This is a genomic window from Pedobacter aquatilis (assembly GCF_032678405.1).
Lineage (GTDB): Bacteria > Bacteroidota > Bacteroidia > Sphingobacteriales > Sphingobacteriaceae > Pedobacter > Pedobacter aquatilis_A.
Genome location: NZ_JAVTSJ010000002.1, coordinates 250642 through 272209, shown reverse-complemented (window position 1 = coordinate 272209; position 21568 = coordinate 250642). Strand labels below are relative to the sequence as shown.

Genomic DNA, 21568 nt, shown 5'->3' with positions numbered 1-21568 from the left:
AGGCTTTACCTCGTTACCTGGCAAGGCCAAAGTAAGAAGTAAAGCCCGGATTTTTAGTCGATTAGAATGCACTCGATTCCTTTTTCAAGAGCTGTATCCTGAATAACAGGAATTGATGCGCCTTCAACCCTGAAAACCGTAACATCTGTCATACCCAAAAAGCCAAGTACAGATTTCAGATATGGAGAGGCAAAGTCATATGCCTGCATAGGTCCATCAGAATAAATACCTCCTGATGCAATAGCCAGGTAAACCTTTTTACCTTCGATTAATCCTTGTGGACCGTTTTCGCCGTATTTAAAGGTTACACCAGCCCTTGCAATGTGATCAATCCAGGCCTTAAGTGTAGAATGGATTCCAAAATTGTAGAAAGGCACACCAATCACGATAATGTCTGCATCTTTGATTTCGGCAATAGCTTCATCTGAATGGCGAATAGCTTCCAGATTTTCATCGCTTCTGTTTTCAGCAGGGGTAAAAAATGCTGCCAGATGCGACTCTTCCAGGTGTGGAAACTGATTTTTAACGAGGTTTTTTTCTTTAACCGTAGCACCAGGATAGCGTTCTTTGATTTTATCAATAATTGCATTACCTAGTTTTATACTCATTGAGGCCTCTCCACGAGGGCTCGAAATGATATGAAGGATTTTTTTCATTGTCTTTTAATTTTAATAAGACAAATCTAGGCATCGTAGTTGGGCAAACGTTATCACTATCCAAAAGGTTAGTGCTATCCTTTTAGATAGTGATGGCGGATTTTTTTTTTTGTTTGTCAAAAGAGTTTACTAAGCCAGAATAAAAAAAATAGGATTGCAGCGTACTGCAATCCTATTACTACAAAGCATTGTCAGGTAATTACCTGATCACACTGCCTTCTTCAAATTTATCAGCAGGAGCTACAAAAACAAGCTTACCTTCACTGTTTTCGGCCATTAAAATCATACCCTGTGAAAGAATTCCTTTTATTTCCCTGGGCGCCAGGTTTACAATCATGCTTACTTGCTTTCCAATAATTTCTTCTGGCTTGTAATGTTCAGCGATACCCGAAACTACAGTTCTTTCATCAATACCGGTATTAACCCTAAGCTTTAAAAGTTTCTTGGTTTTCTCCACTTTCTCAGCAGCAACAATTGTAGCCACACGAATATCCATGGCAGAAAAATTATCGAAATTAATATTTTCTTTAGCCGGATTAGCTGAGGCTGGTTTCACATTAGCAGCTTTACTCTGGTTTAATTTTTCGATCTGGAAATCAATTGCAGCATCTTCAATTTTTTCAAATAAAAGAACAGCTTCATTAATATCGTGACCGCGTTTAATCAGATTTACCGAACCGGCATCTTCCCATCCCTGCTTACCATTGTTCAGCATTTTCATCAGCTTATCGGCAGTGAAAGGCAAGAATGGCTCGATTAAAATCTGCAGGTTGGCGCAAATCTGTAAAGAGATGTGTAATATCGTGCGGACACGGTCTTCATCGGTTTTAATAAGCTTCCATGGCTCTGTTTCGGCCAGGTACTTATTTCCCAAACGGGCCACATTCATTACTTCGGCAAGTGCTTCCCTGAAACGGTAATTTTCGATAGAAGCAGCGATTTTTGCAGGATAGGTTGCAAGTTCATCGATTACAGCCTGGTCTTGTTCCGTAATTTCCATAAGGGTAGGAACTGAACCATTGAAGTACTTATGGGTAAGCACAACCACACGATTAACAAAGTTACCGAATACCGCAACCAGTTCGTTGTTATTTCTTGCCTGGAAATCTTTCCAGGTGAAGTCGTTATCTTTAGTTTCAGGTGCTGTAGCAGTTAACACATAACGTAAAACATCCTGTTTGCCTTCAAACTCACGAAGGTATTCGTTTAACCATACCGCCCAGTTTTTTGAAGTAGAGATTTTTTGCCCCTCAAGGTTTAAAAACTCATTCGCCGGAACGTTATCTGCCAGGATATAGCCACCATGAGCCATTAACATGGCAGGAAAAATAATACAGTGGAAAACGATATTATCTTTCCCGATGAAATGAACAAGTTTCGTTTCATCATCTTTCCAATATTCTTCCCAGCCGCATTTATCAGCTTCATAATTATTGATATAGTACTCTTCAGCCTTCGGGTTACATACATCAAGCTTTGCGTAGTTACAAAGTTCTTTGGTTGCTGAAATATAGCCAATTGGTGCATCAAACCATACGTAAAGCACTTTGCCTTCAGCATCGCGAAGCGGAACACGGATACCCCAGTCTAAATCGCGGGTCATGGCACGCGGGTGTAAACCTGCATTTAACCAGCTTTGGCATTGGCCATAAACGTTTGGCCGCCATTCTTTATGACTCTCAATATAAGCCCTTAGCCTTTCCTCATATTGATCAAGAGGCAAAAACCAGTTTTTAGTTTCTTTTAATAATGGCTTATCGCCTGATAAGGTTGATTTTGGATTGATCAGATCGGTTGCGTTAAGTGTTGTTCCACAATTTTCGCACTGATCGCCATAAGCATTCTCATTGCCACAATTTGGACAGGTACCTGTAATGTAACGATCGGCAAGAAATTGCTTTGCTGTTTCGTCATAATATTGTTCGGTAACTTCCTCTGTAAAAACACCTTTTTCATAGAGTGTTTCGAAGAAATCGGCTGCCGTTTGGTGGTGTGTTAATGAGGAAGTACGGTGGTAGATATCGAAAGAAACGCCGAACTCTTTAAAAGAATCGCCAATAATTTTGTGGTATTTATCAACAACTTCCTGTGGAGTAATACCCTCTCTTTTAGCTTTTAAAGTAATTGGAACACCATTCTCATCCGATCCGCATACAAACTTAACATCGCGTTTATTAGAGCGCAGGTACCTGGCATAAATATCAGCGGGAATATATACACCTGCAAGGTGCCCAATGTGTACCGGCCCGTTAGTATATGGCAATGCTGCAGTTACGGTATATCTTTTTATTTTATTATTATCCAAAACAATTCATTTAATTTGACAAAGATATTGTTTTAACCATGATTATACAGCCACCGTATTTAAAAAAAGGCGATAAAATTGCAATTGTTTGTCCGGCAAAAAAACTACCCAAAGCAATAGATTATGCCGTTAAGGTTTTAAAAAGCTGGGGACTTGATGTTGTTATCGGAAGAAGTGTTTATGCTGAGCATAACCAGTTTGCCGGAGATGACGATTTAAGGGCTTCTGATTTACAAAGCTTTTTAGACGACCCAATGATTAAAGCGATTATAGCAGGTAGAGGTGGTTATGGCACAATCAGGATTATTGACGAACTTAACTTTAAGCAGTTCAAAAAGAATCCTAAATGGATTATTGGTTTCAGCGATATTACCGTGATACTATCTCATCTTTTCGCGCAACAGCAAACACAATCCATGCATGCGCAAATGCCCTATACTTTTGATGATTCTACACCAGAAGCATTGCTATCGTTACAAAAAGCGCTATTTGGGGAAAGGCAAAGCTATACTTACACCAGCACTTTTAAAAACAGACCCGGCGATTGCAACGGAACGTTAATTGGAGGCAACTTAACTTTGCTCTGCATGGTTCAGGGTTCGGTTTCGGAAATGGATTTCGATGGGAAGATACTTTTCCTGGAAGATGTAGGCGAACATGAATACTCAATTGACAGGATGTTGAGAATGTTGAAAAGGGCAGGAAAACTTTCGAAATTAAAAGGCTTAATTATTGGCGCATTTAATGAGATTGAGGTTGAAAAAATTCCTTTTGGCCAGAGTGCCGATGAAGTAATCTGGAAGCTTGTTGAAGAATATGATTATCCGGTATGCTTTGATTTCCCTACGGGCCATATTGAGAATAACATGACCATGGTAGTTGGTGCAGAAGTTGATTTAAAAATTGAAACAAATAACGTAACATTTAAATATTTATAACATGGCAATACTGGATAGTTTAGGAAAGTACAGAAACACGGGATTACTTTTATTAAGATTGGGGATAGGGGTAATGTTTATCATACACGGATTCCCGAAGCTGGCAGGGGGTGTAGATGGCTGGACAAAACTTGGTGGGAGCATGAAAGTTGTTGGCATCGACTTTCTTCCGGTATTCTGGGGCTTCATGGCCGCAGCAACGGAAACATTTGGTGGTTTTCTGCTAATCGTTGGCTTATTTTTCAGACCGGCGTTAATCCTTTTAATCGTAACAATGATTATTGCGGCATTGGTTCACTTTGCCAAAGGCGATGGTTTGGGTGGTGCGAGTCATGCCATTGAATTAGGCATTGTATTTTTCGGGTTGATATTCATTGGCCCGGGTAAATATAGTGTGGATAAGAAATAACTGAAAATCTAATTAAAAAGGGGCAGAAAATTTTATTTTTCTACCCCTTTTTTAAAACAATCTGATTAATTGTCAGTCATTAATTTATTTAATGATAACTCATCTGAAGAAATTGGCCAGATGTATCCATTTTCAGTAGGTGCTTTTGCAGGCGCACTTCCTTTAAGTGGAAAAGTTAATAATAAGCGGCTTAAATCAGGTCCTCTCAAACCTTCACCTAAAAACTCGATCCTTCTCTCAAGCAATAATGCGTCTGTAAAATCTGCAACAGTAGCTGGCGCTAATGTTGTAGTAGCATCAGATCGCTGACGTACAGCATTAAGAAGTAAAAGTGCTTGAGCATCTATTGTATTTGTGCTACGCACTCTTGCTTCAGCCAAATTTAAGAGCACTTCAGACCATCTAATAACCGGCACATAATCAGTGTAAGGGCTCGGTGCAACGAATTTTGCAACAAACTGTTTCGAAGCCGATGAAGTAAATAATAACGTCCTTCTCTTATCGGTTGATTTCCAGCCTGTATTTGCAATAACTCCCGTAGGATTTAAAGAATACTCTGTTGTACCTGGAGTTGCATTAGTAAAATAAAAATACGATGCCAGTGAGTTCTGCGTACCTGGATAATCTAATGGGCTTGCTGATGACGTCATTGGTAAAGAAAAAATAGATTCGGCAGTGGTATAAGGGGCCTTAAACACAGATGCGATATCTGTTACCAAATCGTTAGCAACATTGGCTTTTGCTTTAAATGGCGCTACCGCTGGCACAAGCTTGTTTGCCTCAGTAATCACCTCAGCCCATTTACCCATACTTAAGTATACCCTTGTTTTTAAAGCTATAGCTGTATTTTTATGCGCTCTTGTTGTATTGAGCAAGGAAGAGGCATTGGTAGATGGAAGGTTTGTTTCAGCATAGTTTAAATCAGATATGATTTGTGTGTAAACCTGATCTACAGTACCACGGGCAAGATCTGAATAACCTGGACCCGTAATACCAGTCAAACGTAAAGGCAAGCCTGGTTTCGAACCATTTCCATCGGCATAAGGTCTGGCAAATAATTGCAGTAAACTGTAATATGATAAAGCTCTGATTAATCTGGCTTCAGCAATATACTTTGCACCTGTTGCATCACCTACCACTGAATTCCCTTTCGAGTTCATCCCATCTATAAATACATTACATCTGTTAATGGTTAAATATGCCTGAGACCATAAGCTTTTCACAGATGTTGCACTGTTAGCAAGGTTCATGCTCCAAACGTCGGATGCGGTAACCAGGTTACCCGTTTCATTTATGAAGTCTTCACCTCTTATATTTCCATAGACCAAATATCTACCACCATAGAAAGATCCATTTTTCAGTGATCCATATAGGGAATTTGCCTGACTCTCGATACGAAATTGTGTATCGAAAGCATTTTCTGCGGCAACAGATGTTTTAAGTGACGGATCTAAAAGCTCCTTTTTGCAAGAACTTGTAAAAATAACTGCCGAACACAAAATAGCTATATATAAATTTCTTTTATTCATGATTCTTTTTATTTGATGTTAAAAACCTAAACTAAGTCCCATTGTATAGGTTCTTGCATTGGGGCCCGAGTTTCTATCAGATCCTTGTCCTGATGAGCTGGTACCATTAGAAGAAACTTCAGGGTCTGGTCCTGGATATTTTGTAATTATTGCAAGGTTTTGGCCAGCCACGTATACGCGAAGCCTGTTAATACCAGATTTACCAAATGCTGTTTGAGGAATAGTGTATCCAAAACTTAGATTTCTCAATTTAACAAAGTCTCCTTTAAATACATTAATATCTAATGGTATGGTATTTCCATAAGAAACGTTATCGGTGTAAACTGCTCTAGGGAAATTTGTAATATCACCAGGGTTTTGCCAACGTCCTAATACGTCAACTGCATTATTCCAGTAACGCTGATCATGTAAACCTGCATTAGTACCGTAAGAAACCCAAAATCCTAACTGATAGGTAAGCATAACATTTAAATCAAATCCTTTATAACGGAATGTATTATCAAAACCACCATAAAACTTAGGGGCAGTATTGTGATACATAACCGCATCAGCTCCCTGTGTAATTGCAGGGGCAGTGGCACCATTGTCTAAATAAGTCCATTGAGAAGCGCCAGTAGGAACAATATGCTGATAAGTTACAGCTCTACCTGCTTTGTTGTAAAAAATTCTTCTTCCTGTTGCCGGATCAACACCACCTGTTCTTACTACATATAAATAACCGATAGAGTAACCTGGAATAGATCTGTTAACATTTTCTCCAGTAGTAGTTGATCCTGTTGGTGTTATAATTTCTGTTAAGCCTGGTGCAAGAGAAGTAACCTCATTTTTATTATACGCGATATTGAAGTTACTGTTCCATGAGAAGCTAGCAGTTTTTACCGGTGTTGCATTAACATTAAATTCAAATCCTTTGTTATACATTGAACCAATGTTTGTTGCAACACTTGATGGAACACCTGTAGAAGGCGATTGAGAAACGTTTAAAATTAAACCATCGATGTTATTTTTATAATAGTCTACCTCAAATTCTAATCTGCCTTTTAAGACGCCAAAGTTAATACCAACATCTGTTTTCTTACTGGTTTCCCAAGTTAATTCCTTATTTCCTGCGGCACTGTAGATAGAAGAAGCAATACCACCATAAAGTGCAGAACCATAGGTAGAGAAAGTTGCATAGTCTCCTATGCCCGAGATGTTACCAACCTTACCATAGCTCCCTTTAATTTTGAAACTACTAAAAACTTTATCTAATCCTGCTGATGCCCAAAAATTCTCTTTGGTAATTTCCCAACCTGCTGAAGCACCCCAGAAAACGCCTTTTTTAACACCTAGTGCAGAATATTCATCTTGTCTTAAGTTTCCGCTTAAAAAGTATTTACCAGCATAGTTATAGTTTAATCTTCCGAAATATGATAATAAATAGTTTTCTCCATAAGCTGCTCCGGTAGAGTTATTGAGCGTGTAACCTGCTTGAACAACATCATAAGCAGGATCGGTTAATCCTTGTCTGTCAATACCATATCCTGTTACAGTGTTTCTTTGTTGCTCTTGTCCAACCAATAAGTTAAAGTTGTGTTGGGCAATTTCATAAGTTGCCTGAGCGGTGTTGGTCCATGTCCAGTTTTTTCTTTTTCTAAAAGCGCCTATTCCTTCTCCTAATACGCCTTGGCCAGGACCATGAACTGGATTATAAAAGATGTCATTATCACTATTGATGTAATCGATGCCATACATTGACTTTAGGTTAAGCCATTTGAAAGGTGTTAGTTGAAAGTATGCATTTGATTGTAAGTGATCAATTTCGTTATTTTCTCTATTTAAAGAAAGAACTTGAGCAAAATTATAGAAACCAACCTGGTTACCTGTGACAATGTTGTTCATTGGTCCTACGAATGTTGCACCAAGATTATAACTCCCATCATTATTAAATGGAGAAACATTTGGTGCATTTACCAATGCAGTTCTGGCGACACCAGCTGTACCATAAGCTTCACCATTTAATGAACCGGAAGAAATTGCAGCTAAGTTTTTCTCATTTGAATAAGATAATTTACCACCAATTGTGATATACTTATTCAACTTACTATCAATATTAAATAATCCGTTTAATCTTTTAAAGTCATTTTTCTGGTAGATACCTTGCTGGTTGGTATAACCGAATCCCATGTAATATTTTGTATTTTCTGTCCCGCCAGATACATTCATATTATGATTCTGAGAAACACCGGTACGATAGGCATAATCATACCATCTGGTGTTTATTGGTTGCCCATCAGGACCGTTTGTTAAAACAAACTTCTGAAGCTGAGAAACCCCATTTACAGTTACATTTACACTGCCTGGGCGAATCGCATTCGCATTTGCGATTGCTTCATTTTTATAATCAGTATATTGAAAGGCATCAAGTAGTTCCGGCAATCTATAAGCCTTTGACCAACCAACCCAGAAATCGTAATTAACAGAAGGAGCTCCTGTTTTACCTCTTTTAGTAGTAACGAATACCACACCGTTTGCAGCCCTACTTCCATAAATTGCAGTTGATGCGGCATCTTTAGCGATATCTATACTTTCAATATCATTAGGATTAATACTTGCCAGAGGATTTGCCGCTGAGGCAGCCAAGCCCTGATCACCAGTAGTCGCAACCACGCCATCAATTACGAAAAGAGGTTGTGAACTTAAGGAAATTGAATTTGTTCCCCGGATTCTAAATACTGGTGGTGTGTTTAACAAACCAGCTGGAACAGTAATCTGAACACCCGCTGCTCTACCAGCCAAACCAGCCTCTAAACTTTGAATTGGTTTTTGTGCAATGGATGCACCACTAACAGACGCCGTACTTCCTGTTGTTTCACCTCTTTTTTGAGTACCATACCCCACAACAACTACATCTGTCAGTGTTTTTGAATCTGTTTCAAGTTGTGCATTAATAATGTTTGACGCACCTAGATTTTTGCTTTGAGGCAGAAATCCAATAGAAGAAAAATCTATCGCTCCAGTTTTAATAGTTGTCTTTATCGAATACTTACCATCCGCTCCAGTTGTGGTTCCTCCTGAAGAGCCTTTGATTCTTACACTTACACCCGGAAGCGGGAGCCCGTCTTCCTTACCTGTAACTGTTCCTGTGATTGTTCTTTCCTGCCCGAACGCAGTTCCTGCACAAATTAGCAGGACGAACAAACTTTGTAAAAGTTTTTTCATAAAATTAGTTAAGATTAATTAGTTTTCACTAATGTAAATAAAAGTATTTCGTAATGCAAATTTTACATTAATAAATACGAGTGATTAAGTAGCACAAAACATACAAAACAGCATCTTTATGGAAATCAGACGATTACAGAAAATAACATTCAAAAAATCACTCAAAATATATAAGAAAAGGCCTCCGCTACATTAATATCGGGGTCTTTCTGCAGCTGTAAGGATAAGTTATTTATCAACTATGTTAGCCATTTAGGTGAATTCTAAAGAAATCAACCCAACAGATAAGGTGATTATTATCGATAAGCTCTATATCTAGTAGTATTAAAGAAATTAATTAATACTAAATATAAAAAAACGCCCGAAAATATAATTTTCGGGCGTTTCAGGTTAAATCTACATAGATGCAGATTTAGGAACTTAAGCTACTAGTAGTTAGCATTCTGAACCACGTTTGGATTAGCCAACAATTCAGCTGTTGGTATCGGTAACTCGTAGTTTCTATCTGAAGTATTTAAAGTTGCCTTAATATTTGGAGCAGTTGTTAAATCTCTAGGGTCTCTAACTATTGAAGTGAACCTTCTTCTGTAGTCATAATATCTGTGACCTTCAAAAGCCAATTCTCTAAAACGCTCTAAATCGATATCTGCTATTGCAGCTGCTGCAGTAGAATAACTAACATTAGAATATCCTGTGATTCGATTAGCTCTTAACGCATTGATACTTGCTGCTGCACCTGCTAAATCAGGAGTAGCTTTTTGTGCATAACCTTCTGCTCTTATTAGATACATTTCTGAAGTTCTGAAAACCTTTACGTGGTTAAATAAAATTGTAGAAGTCTGACCTGGATATTTATTTACCTTCCATTGCTCTCTACCTGAACCAACAGTTAAATCTTGCTTGATAAATGTAGCATAACGAACGTCATTAACTTTATCATAAGAATCAATTAGTTTATACGAAGGTGAGAAAAACACATCCTTATTTGTATCTGTCCATAAAGCATTTAAAGTAGTGGTAGTTCTGATTAATTTAAATAATACCTCGGTATTACTTGCATCAGTCCATATTGCAGGATAAGCAGAAGCAGTAGCCAATGGGCGAGCATTAATTACTTCTGTAGCATAAGTAATAGCATTATCCCATTCTTTATTATATAAAGCAACTCTTGCCTGAATAGCTGAAACAGCCACCCGAGTAATTCTGCTATAATCAGAAACGGCATATGAAGCAGGTATAAGCGTTTTTGCAGCAGCTAAATCAGCTTCAACGGCAGCAATAACCTCACCAAATGTTTTTCTAGCTGGCAAGCTTATTTCAGATACCAACATTACTGGAACACCAGCTGCTGTTGGTTCGTATTTAGCAGCAAAATTTCTTAGCAATTCGAAATGGCTAAATGCTCTAATTGCTAATAGTTCTCCTTTGATGCGATCTCTTTTAGCACCATCTGTTGCATCTGCAACTGTTATTTTATCGGCTGCAGCCAATGCTCTGTTTACACGATCGATAGTTGTATACAAGTTTGCCCATGCTGCAGTTACGTTACCTGCACCTGAATCAAAATCCCATTTATGTTCTATTCCGTAATTTCTTGCAACATTATCGGCTGCCCATCTAACTTCATCTGACATTATAGCAGCAGTATAAAGATGATTTTCTTCATATAAAGCACTATACGCTCCTAAAGCTCCTTTGTCTAAATCTGTGGTATTTTCGTAAGCTTTAGTTGTCTCAATTGTGTCGGTCGGCAAAATATCAACCACCTTTTTACAAGATGTGATTGTTATCAATGCTGATGCACCTAATATATATGTATATTTTAATATCTTCATTTTCTTATAATTTAAAATTTAACATCAATTCCGAAGGTGAACTTTCTAGATGCTGGGTATTCAAACGAGGCTAAGTTATTACTGTCTTCAGGGTCAAATCCTTGCCATTTTGTCCAAGTGTAAAGGTTTTGTCCTTGAGCATAAATTCTTAAGCCACCAAGTTTGATTTTTTTAAGTACTTCTGGAGAAAAACTATATCCTAAAGAAGCATTTCTGAATCGAAGGAATGATGCATCTCTAATATCATATGAACTGAAATTTCTTGTACTACCTAATTTAGGAATCTGAGTAATTTGTCCTGGTGTAGTCCAATAGTTTAAGATATCAGTTGTTTGATTGTATGAAGAAATAGTTTGAGTATTAGTAATAAAATAAGACTCGTTATTAAATCTCGAAAATCCTTTCATAAATGTAAAGAATGCCGTAACATCAAAGCCTTTAAATCTGATTGATGGGCCAAAGCCTCCTTGATATGGAGCAAAGTATGTTCCGAATTCAGCTACAGACTGTGTAGCAGCATTGTATGTTGTAGTTGTGCTACCATCGCGATTGTAATATAATGGAGCACCTGTTTGAGGATCGGCACCAGCATATTTAACCGAATAGTGTGATCCCAATGGTAATCCCACACGGATAATAGAAGTTCCACCCTCAAATTCTTTAACTTGACCTAGGTCAGTAACTAAGTTTTTATTGTATGAAGCATTTGCGTTAAATACAATGTTCCAATCTTTATCATTATATAATGTAAAGGCTGCATTAGCTTCTATACCTCTGTTTCTTACTTTACCGGCATTAATTGATAATGAACTAAAGCCTGATGTACGAGATAAAGACTGTGTAATGAATGAGTTTTGAGTAATCTCATTATATAAATCTACCTGCAATTCAATTCTACGTTTTAATAAAGAGATGTCAAAACCAACGTTTGATTTTTCTTTATATTCCCATGTATATACTGGGTTACCAGGAGTGCTTGGTGCTATACCTGTTGATCCGGCGTAAGAAACATTCGAATAAGAAGCGATATAACCGAAATCACTAGTTAAACCGTTACCTGTAGCTGTAGTACCATAACTGGCTCTTAAAGTTAATGCGTCAATGGCATTCACATTTTTCAAAAAGTTCTCCTTCTTAGCATTCCAGTTTGCACCTAATGCGTAGAAATAATGGAATCTATTTTCAGAAGGTAATTTTGACGATCCATCGCGTCTTACTGAACCTTGAAAAGTATATTTATCATCATAGGTATATCTTGCAATACCGATTAAAGATGCATAAGCAGATTGTGTCTTACCTCCTGAAACAGAAGGAATCATTCCGTTAGTAGCAGTACCTGCAGTAATACCTGCTGGTGTATTAAGTAATTTTGGATTAATACCATAACCGGTGTAACCGAAGCTTGAATATCTTTCATTTACCACCTCAAATAAAGCCTGGGCATCGATCACGTGTTTTTCACCAAGCGTTTTGAAATAAGTAAATCCTGATGTTGATGTCAAAATTAGGTTTCTCAAGTTAGAAACAGCATAAGAGCCAGAAGCTCCTTGTGTTACCAATCCTCCAGGATATGTACCAGGGTAAATAGATCTTTCTGTGTTTGTTTCTCTAAAATCTACACCTGCTAAAGTTTTAACCTTCAAACCATCAATAATATCATAAGCCGCATTTACAGTTAAATTAGTTTTCAACTGATTTTGTAGGTTGGAGGTTGAGTTATATCTATCTAAAGCGTTAGAACCAATTCTTGAATCGAAAAGCGTTTGACCAGAAGAGTTAAAATTGCCAGAAGTTAATATGGTTCCATTAGAACTATATGGATTCTCCCAAGGCAAAGCTAAGTAAGCTGCTGCAAAAGGGTTAGCTAATGCAACACCTGCTTCAGATTCAATGAAATTACTTTTTGCCCATCCTGCAGCTGCTTGAGTACTGAAGCTAAATTTACCATCTTTATGGTCTAAATTTGCTCTAAAGTTATATCTATTTAAGTTAGAACGTTCAGTAATACCATCTTCAGAATAATAATTTAAGCTTGTGTAAAATTGTGTTTTTTCATTACCACCACTAGCAGCAACCTGATGATTTTGGAATGCTCCATTTTTAAAATAGATATCAGCCCAATTAGTATTAATTCTACTTATTGAGTCCAACAGTTTTGCTTTAGTAGCTACACCCAATGAGGTATTAGTAGCTGTATTTAATGGCGATAATGTCCATCCTGCACCTGATTTTCCTGCTTCCTGAACAGATAATAACTGAGCAGTTGTTAACATATCGAAGTTAGGCTGGGTTCTTAATGTAACACCGTACTGACCATTGTATGTAAACGAAGTTTTACCTTGTTTACCTTTTTTACTTGTCATAACAATTACACCATTACCACCTCTTGAGCCGTACAATGATGTTGCAGATGCATCTTTCAAAGTGGTGATGGTTTCGATATCGTTAGGGTTTAGCGATTGGAATACACTCGTTTCTATCGCAACACCATCCAAAATGTATAATGGAGTTGTACCACCATTTACAGATCCTGGACCACGTAGAGTAACTCGTGCTGCCGCACCTGGCTGGCCTGAACCCGCAGCAACCGTTAAGCCCGGAACACGACCTTGTAAAAGCTGATCCATCGACGCCTGAGGAATATTATTAATTTCAACGGCCTTAACTGTCGAAGTAGCAGAAACAGAGTTTGCTCTTGATGTTTTAGTATAACCCGTAACAACCACGTCGGTTAATGCTAAAGCATCTGAAGCTAATGCTACAGAGATATTTGTTCGTCCATTTAAGCTTACGGTTTTGGTTACAAAGCCGATGTAAGTAAATGTAACTGTTGTTGCGTTTGCAGGTACCTGAACGCTAAAAGAACCGTTTGTATTTGTTTGAGTAACAATTTTGGTTCCTGGGAAAGAAACAGAAGCACCAGGGATCGTCTTCCCTGTTTCAGATTCTGTAACCGTTCCTGTAATTGTTCGCTGCTGAGCCATTGCAGAAAATGCAACAAGCATCATCACGAACAAACTTTGTAGAAGTTTTTTCATGAAATTTAAGTTAGTTTATTGATTTATTATTTTAAAGCGCTAAATATAAACCTGTAAAACATTTTTTAACACATTTTAACACCCGCAGCAAGAATTATGTCTTTAATATGACAAACAAAAAGATGATTTGTGTGTTTGTAGCTTTTTTGCAAAAAAAATAGCCAGACTGTAAACTAGTCTGGCTATTAAAAAAATTGTTACTAACTTTAGATTAAGGTTTATCCCACCAAAGTCTTGTACTTAAATTATCAGGGCCTTGTTGTGCAACAGCGGCATCATAATTCGCTTTATTTAAGTCGCTTTCCGTTTTAGGGTAAGCTTGTCTCCTTGGTATTTGTTTATCTGCATTTGCTGCATCACGAGCTGGAACAAGTACAGGATAACCCGTTCTTCTCCATTCAGCCCAAGCCTCATATCCATTATTCATGTAAAAATTCAACCATTTTTGTGTCTGAATTTTTTCTAACTTCTGATTATGTGTTTGCGCCGCTGTCAACAAAATATTAGGCATAGCTTCGTAAGTTAATTTCTGAGCTGCAGTAATAGTTACAGCAGGGGTTACATTCGTTGATAGTTGAATAGCAGCCCACTGATCCATTGAAGCATCAATTCCTTTAATATACCAGTTAATCATTTCTGTATCTCCTCCAGGAATCCAGCCTTCTAAAGCAGCTTCTGACATGGTAAAACACATTTGAGAATAGGTAGTTAATTGCAAAGGGAAAACATTACTATAAATAGCTCTACCTAATAAGGCGCCATCTACACCAGCAGTATATTGATCAGTAACGCCATATGGAATTCCTTTGTAAACCGCCGGAGATCCAACAGTTCTAGAAAAAATTGGTAAACGCGGATCTCCATTTGGAACTAAGTTTTTATCCACTACTGTTTGTGATACGCCATAATCGATACGTCCATTTCTTACATAGTTTGTATACCAAGGGCTCTCATAAGTTGAGTTTGCCTGATAAGAAAATATAGCATTATCAGCGTTTGAAGTCATTAATCCGGCAGCAACTGCTTCTGTAAAAGCAGTTTTTGCTATAGCAACATCTTCAGTTTTCATCATTCTTAAAGCAACGATAGCTCTTAAAGAATTTGCCCATCTTTTCCATTTATTTATATCCCCACCAAATAAAGCATCGTTTGGTTGAGATGCAACAATTTGCAGTGGTGCTTCTTTAAGCTCCTTTAATAAATCATTATAAATAAATCGCTGTGTATCAAACTTAGGTTGCGTATTAGCCAAGCCTAAACCTGATTCAGAGTATGGAACACTTCCCCATCTATCTGTAATCTGAAGCATTAAAAACGCTTTAAGAATTCTTGCATGGCCTAACTGATTCGCATTTGTTCCGTTATCAGTAACATCCTTAGAAATCTTAGTAACAGGATCTGTGTTTAATTTAATAATACGCTGTAAATCTTGAACTGGTCCAGCGTATATACCATCATATGAATATTGTGTCTGAGAATACCTTGATTCGTTCGTATAAATAAATTCGGCCATATGCTGAACATATAATAAGCCTGCTGCGCCATTAGGAATACCCCTTGTTCCTGTAATTGCACTACCAAATAAAAACTTAGTACTTGGTACTAATGGAGTATTGGGGTTTGTGTTTAGATCGCCAAAATCCTTTTTACAAGCTGAAAAAGCGCTTGCACCAATGGCCATCATTAATATATATTTTTTAAAATGATTTTTCATCTTTCCTGTCGTTTAAATTATAATGAAAATTTAACATTAAAACCAACTGTTCTGGTTCCTGGAAGTTGTGCAGTATCAATCCATGAAGACTGTAATTCTGTTGGATCAATACCTTTAACTTTACTGTAAATCAACCATAAATTTTGTCCTATTACCGAAACATCAATTCTTTGGAATGGTAATTTTTTGAATAAAGTTTTAGGAAGACTATAAGTTAATGAAACCTCTCTTAATTTAATGTAAGATGCATCGTAAATCCAATTTTCGAATACGTTTTGCAACCTAGTTTCATAAAGTTCTCTTGTATCAACATAGATTGTATTTGGCTGACCTGTGGTAGCGTTTACACCTTCTAATCTGATACCTCCACCTTTAGATGGGTCGTCCCTTTTAGGAAAACCTTTATCATTTAAGCCGGCCGTTTCTTCAGACAAACCTGAACCGGCAGTGATCATTCTTGTAAGAGATAATAATTTTCCTCCTTTTTGGAAGTCTAATGAGCCGCCCAATGTAAACTGTTTGTAAGTAAATGACGTAGCAAAACCACCAGTAAATTTAGGCAAAATACTTCCAAGAGGCATATTGTCTTTTAGTACATAGAAACCGTCATCATCAATTAATGCATTGCCATTGGCATCTCTAACAATTCCTTGTCCGTTGATGAAACCTGAAGCTTCACCTACTTTAGCATTTAAAGATGCCGAAGGAGAACCAACGAATCCAAACGATCCTGCAGAACCATCAATTCCACCAAGGATATTATCAACACCTGGTGCTAAAGCCAAAACTTTATTTTTGTTGATACCGATGTTGAAATCAGCGTTCCAGGTAAAGTCTTTTGATCTTATTGGTGTTCCACCTAAGGTAATCTCATAACCATAGTTTTTGATGTTACCTGCATTGATTGTTCTTTGCGTATAACCAGAAGATCCAGGAGTAGTTACATTAATAATCTGGTCTTTAGTTTGTCTGCTATAAAAGTTGAAATCACCTCTTAAACGATCTTTAAAGAATCTAAGTTCTGCACCAATCTCATACGCTGTAGAAAGTGCTGGTTTTAATTCTGTATTTGGAATTAAGTTTGAAACACTTTGAGAAGGATAAACCACACTATTTTTAGTATAATTTGTTGCTCCTAATGGAAACGTTTCTGCTAATGCATATGGGCCAGTATCTGTTCCTACACGAGCTATTGAAGCACGCAATTTACCAAATGATAATGCTTTAAAGTCTTTTGTAAATTCAGAGAAAATAAATGAACCTGCTGCACCGCCATACCAGTAAGAGTTATTTGCTGTTGGCAGGGTTGAGGTTACATCGTTACGAAGGTTCAGATCCAAAAACAAATAATTTTTGAAACCCAAAGTCGCATATCCATACATACTATTAACTTTTCTTCTGCTAAATGAGTTTGAAGCAGATTTCTCGTTAAGAGAGTTAGAAACGTTATAAACATTAGGAACAATGAATCCACCAACTGTACCCGTTGACACATTATTATTATCTTGGGTCATCAACTCACCATAAAGTGCAGCCTTTAATGAGAAAGAACCGAATTCTTTATCGTAGCTAAGGTTTGCAAGATAGTTGGTTTCTGAGAATTTTGTTGATCCACTGCTAAATGCAGGCGTATTCAATGTAAATGAAGCTGTTCTACCGTCAGAATTAATATTTGTAACGTTAGTTCTTGCAATTACAGACGCTTTTAGCCCCGAACCGATATCGTAGGTTGCACTTGCGCTACCATAAATCCGCTGAATAAAGCTTTCTGATAAGTTTTTATACACCTCAACATATGGGTTATCCCAAAATTTTGGCGTTAAATTATCTGGACCAGATATATTCCATGTTGTGTATGTACCATCTGGGCGTTGATATCTTTTTAATTTATCCATCTCAATATCCCTATGGAACCATTGGTTAAATGAACCAGCGGTTTGAGTTCCGTAACCCTCTCTTGGGATATTAAAACGTTTCTCATAAACATAGTTAAAGTTACCTGTAACTGATAACCTGTTTGTTAAGTTTGTGGTATTATTAAATACAACCCAGTTCTTTTGTTGACTAGAATTTGGAGAAACACCTTTTCTGGTTAAATTAGTGAATGAGAAACGCGTTGTTGAATTATCTGATGCTTTCGACAAAGCAACCGACGTATTGTTCGCAACACCTGTTTCATAAAAATCTTTAACGTTATTAGGTTGTGCTACCCATGGTTTAGTTTTACCGTATTCAGGATCTGTAGGATCAAATGCATACCATGGAGCATAAGGCTGCCCATCATACTTCGGACCCCAGCTTTCATCAATAGAGAAATCATAGTATCTTGCACCATTTAATACTGAGTTTGCACTACCTGCAGGAGCATTATAGGTTAACCAGGTTTGTCCGTTACCACCACCATATTCGTTTTGATATTCAGGAAGAATGTAAACATTTTCAAAAGTTGTTGAGTGGTTTACATCAATACCAATACCTGCTTTTTTTGATGCCTTTTTAGTTGTTATTACTACGGCACCTTCAGATCCACGTTGACCATAAAGTGCTGTTGCACCAGGGCCTTTTAAAACGTTTAATGTTTCAACATCATCAGGGTTAATGCCGTCAGGATTGGTGATAACACCATCTACAACATATATTGGATTACCACCACCTAATGTATTAATACCCCGAATACGGATTGTTGATGTACCAAACTTAGCACCAGAACCACCACTAATCTGCGTACCGGCTATCTTACCAGCAATCGCAGTATTTATGTCAGCGATTTTAGTTGGGCTGATTTTTTCAGCAGTTAATTGTTGCTGCGCAGTACCAATAGATCTTTCAGATCTTTTTACGCCGAGTGCTGAAGTTACCGTAACCTCACTTAAAGTTTGCGCATCAGGCACTAATGAGACATTTAGCTGTTCAGAACTTAAAGAAACGGTTTGTGGAATAAAGCCTAAATAAGAAAAGGTTAATCCAGTTGCACCATTTGTTACTCTGATTGAGTATTTTCCGTCAGCACCAGTTACAGTGCCACCTTGGGCTCCCTTAATTTTTACACTTACTCCAGGGATCGGCATTTTATCTTCCGATGAGGTAACTGTACCTGTGATTGTTCGATCTTGTGCAAATGCTGTTACAGCACAAAACATAAGTACGAACAAACTTTGTAGAAGTTTTTTCATGTTTGTGAAATAGGTTAGTTAATGATAGTTAATAAGACACTAAAATATAGTTACTTGGCCACATCACCAAATTTATTTTTAACAAATTTTAACATTTAACACTCCTGATTTCAAAACATGCCCTCAATGCACCCATGGGCAATCAATTCAAAACCTTTCGATTTTAATTATAGCGGCATAAGGTTTTTTATATTTTTCTTAATTAGAAAAATTTACCTGGGCAAAATTTAATATTTTAAGCAAAAACTTGGTTAATAACTACAAAAAAGAATATTTCCGAATAATGTTTTACCATTTTCCCAGAAATTCCTGAATAAAGGATCGTTTGCCAGATACACTATGTTACCTCTTCCTGAATCCTGAACGCCAATCAACAGACCGGTTTTTAACTCGGTTCTTACCTTTTTCCCAACTACTCCGGCCATCAAGCTTTTTTCGTTCAATTGCCCAACATTCCAGCCATTTGTAAGTGGCTCATAAATTTTGCGATCGGTTTTAAGTGTGTAGTATGATTTTCCAATACCATAAGAGAATGGGTGGGAGGCATCTAAATTAATCCGATAGATTGCCCCAGGAATTGTATTTTCATAATCATCTTTGTCTTTATCTTTGAAAAGAAGTTTACTTGCCTCAGGCTTTTCGTCTTTCTTCACCAAGGCATCCTTCTTTTTAATATCAAATCCTTTTTTTTCTAAAACACTTTCTATCGCATCTTCCATTAAGATCAGTTTTCCGCCTCTGTTAATCCAGTTTTTCAAACCTTCATCAATAAAATTACCATAATTACCATCAGGAAGAATTAAGGTATTCACTTTGCTAAGTTCCAGATTATTGATATCACGGGAATTAATAATACTTGGGGTTAAGCCTAGATCATGCTCCAGATAATACCACACTTCACCAAATGCAAGCGATGATACCTCATTGCCTGACACAATCGCGATTTTAGGTTGCTTTAAAATCGGATAAACCGATGAGCCAAAATCTTTTCCTTTATCAACAAAGCCGGTTGAGATGGCCTGGATTGGCTTGTTTAGTTTGGCTGAAACCTGAACAATCTTGTTTTTGATATCTTTGATTGATTTTTCATTTTCAACACGCAAAACAATTAAGGTCCCTGCAGGGTAATCCTTTCCATTAACCGTAAACGGCTGATCAGCTTGTCTTACTTTAATGCCTTCTTTTTGTAAAGCAACGAGCAACTGCAAGTCTTCGCTATTTCCCCAGCCAAACAACCAGGCAAGTGGCTTATCTATATTCGAGGAGGCAACCTTGCTTTCGTCAAGACTATTATATTTTCCTTTTATACTTTCTTTTGAAGCATAAGCTTTTAAGCCATACACATAAGGTAGTGCCCAGGCAGTAATGTCGTAAGTATTCGAGTCTGTCACCAATGTTTGAGGTTCAAACAAAACATTTGCCAATACTGCTCTTGGCTGTAATACATTTACAATTAAATCGTTACGACCAATGGTAAAACTCTCTTCTTTCTGGGTATCATAATCATAACCCCTTCCGGATTTATCGCCACCAAAGGCAAAATCAATTTTATTTTTGGTTAAAAGCTCCATTAGCTTTTTTAACCTCGAGATATTATCCGGTTTGATGATATAGCTTTTATATACTCCCGGCGCAGTTGTCAGGGCCTGCTGAAAATATTTCTTGTATTCATCGAGCAACTTATTATGGTTCTGCGCAGTTACCTCCAAAGTAGACATACCTGTTGTAAAGTGGTGTGCAATACGATCTTTTAAGGTTAAAGTGTCGCCATCATTTGTAACTACCGATAAACCTGCCCTGATTCCACCTTGTTCATAAGTCATTCCGATAGCACCATTATATAAAGGGTAAGTGTCGCCGTATGATGGATAAAGTAAATCGAATCGCTCTTTGGTAAAATATTGCCAACCTTGCTCATCAAAATACCTGGCGTTATTTTTACCTACTACAATTTGAAAGCTTTTTTGCCATGGTGTAATATCCTGATGCACAGGTTCTGCTGCCGGGGCGAAATAGTAAGGGTCATTGTAGCTTTGCTCATGAAAATCGACATGAACCTGCGGCATCCACTGGTTGTAAAGTGCTAATCTTTGTTTACTCTCTAATTGTGTTTGCCAGGCCCAATCCCTATTTAAATCAAAATAATAGTGATTAGGTCTTCCACCCGGCCATGGCTCAATATGTTCTCTTGAAGCCGGGTCTGAATTTGGTTTTTCACCAACTACACTGTTAAAATAGTTTGCGTATCGATCTCTACCATCGGGATTTAAACAAGGATCGATAACAACTACCGTATTTTTTAGCCAGTCGTTTGCTTGCTGATTTGTTCCCGACGCCAAATTATAAAGCATTTTCATGGAGGTTTCCATCGAATTAGCTTCATTTCCGTGCACATTATAGCTTAGCCATAATAAAACGGGCTGCGAAGATAAATCGATGTTATTGCTTGCACCACTTGCAAGTGATAAATTATTTTTACGGATTTGTTCCAGCTTACTGATGTTATCAACTGAAGAAACAATGGCGACCAATAAAGGACGACCTTCGTTTGTTTTACCATACTCAATCAATTTTACGTTTTTTGGTGCTGCAGCCGCCGCTAGCCTGAAATATTCGGCTACTTTATGGTGTGGGGTAAAGTGTGTGCCCAGTTCGTAGCCTAAAAATTCATCAGGTGATTTTACCTGGGCTTGAAGTTGTAAAATTGAGAAAATCGCAAATAAGCAGATGGTAAACAGTTTCTTCATAGTGAATAATTTTATCTAATGTA

The 21568-nt window shown here is 37.5% G+C and carries 11 protein-coding genes; 2 read left to right on the top strand and 9 right to left on the bottom strand.

The window, feature by feature from the left end; all coding sequences use genetic code 11:
* Positions 1-53: 53 nt before the first annotated feature.
* Positions 54-656: an FMN-dependent NADH-azoreductase gene (locus R2R71_RS06560; RefSeq protein WP_316830458.1), complete on the bottom strand. Its 603-nt coding sequence runs from the start codon at positions 654-656 to the stop codon at positions 54-56.
* A 199-nt stretch (positions 657-855) separates the two neighbouring features.
* On the bottom strand, positions 856-2961 hold the full coding sequence (gene metG, locus R2R71_RS06555) for a methionine--tRNA ligase (RefSeq protein WP_316830457.1): 2106 nt from the start codon (positions 2959-2961) through the stop codon (positions 856-858).
* A 38-nt stretch (positions 2962-2999) separates the two neighbouring features.
* Between metG and R2R71_RS06550 the strand changes: the two genes are divergently transcribed.
* Positions 3000-3899 carry an LD-carboxypeptidase gene (locus tag R2R71_RS06550; RefSeq protein WP_316830456.1) on the top strand — a complete coding sequence of 300 codons (900 nt, stop codon included), beginning with the start codon at positions 3000-3002 and terminating at the stop codon, positions 3897-3899.
* 1 nt (position 3900) lies between these two features.
* Positions 3901-4308, top strand: a complete 408-nt coding sequence (locus tag R2R71_RS06545; protein WP_316830455.1) for a DoxX family protein — start codon at positions 3901-3903, stop codon at positions 4306-4308.
* Positions 4309-4373: 65 nt separating this feature from the next.
* Here the strand turns inward: R2R71_RS06545 and R2R71_RS06540 are convergent, their stop codons facing one another.
* From R2R71_RS06540 to R2R71_RS06510, 7 genes are all read right to left on the bottom strand, one after another.
* A complete protein-coding gene (locus tag R2R71_RS06540) occupies positions 4374-5837 on the bottom strand; it encodes a RagB/SusD family nutrient uptake outer membrane protein (protein ID WP_316830454.1) in 1464 nt (487 codons plus the stop codon).
* An 18-nt stretch (positions 5838-5855) separates the two neighbouring features.
* Complete coding sequence (locus tag R2R71_RS06535) at positions 5856-9038, bottom strand: SusC/RagA family TonB-linked outer membrane protein (RefSeq protein ID WP_316830453.1); 3183 nt, start codon at positions 9036-9038, stop codon at positions 5856-5858.
* Positions 9039-9466: 428 nt separating this feature from the next.
* Entirely contained in the window at positions 9467-10873 is a 1407-nt protein-coding gene (locus R2R71_RS06530; RefSeq protein WP_316830452.1) for a RagB/SusD family nutrient uptake outer membrane protein, read from the bottom strand.
* Positions 10874-10884: 11 nt separating this feature from the next.
* A complete protein-coding gene (locus tag R2R71_RS06525) occupies positions 10885-13911 on the bottom strand; it encodes a SusC/RagA family TonB-linked outer membrane protein (protein WP_316830451.1) in 3027 nt (1008 codons plus the stop codon).
* A gap of 211 nt (positions 13912-14122) precedes the next feature.
* Complete coding sequence (locus R2R71_RS06520; protein ID WP_316830450.1) at positions 14123-15625, bottom strand: SusD/RagB family nutrient-binding outer membrane lipoprotein; 1503 nt, start codon at positions 15623-15625, stop codon at positions 14123-14125.
* Between the two features lie 17 nt (positions 15626-15642).
* Positions 15643-18798 carry a SusC/RagA family TonB-linked outer membrane protein gene (locus tag R2R71_RS06515; protein WP_316830449.1) on the bottom strand — a complete coding sequence of 1052 codons (3156 nt, stop codon included), beginning with the start codon at positions 18796-18798 and terminating at the stop codon, positions 15643-15645.
* Between the two features lie 251 nt (positions 18799-19049).
* Positions 19050-21545, bottom strand: coding sequence for a M14 family metallopeptidase (locus R2R71_RS06510; protein ID WP_316830448.1), 2496 nt, complete (start codon positions 21543-21545; stop codon positions 19050-19052).
* Positions 21546-21568 lie beyond the last annotated feature (23 nt).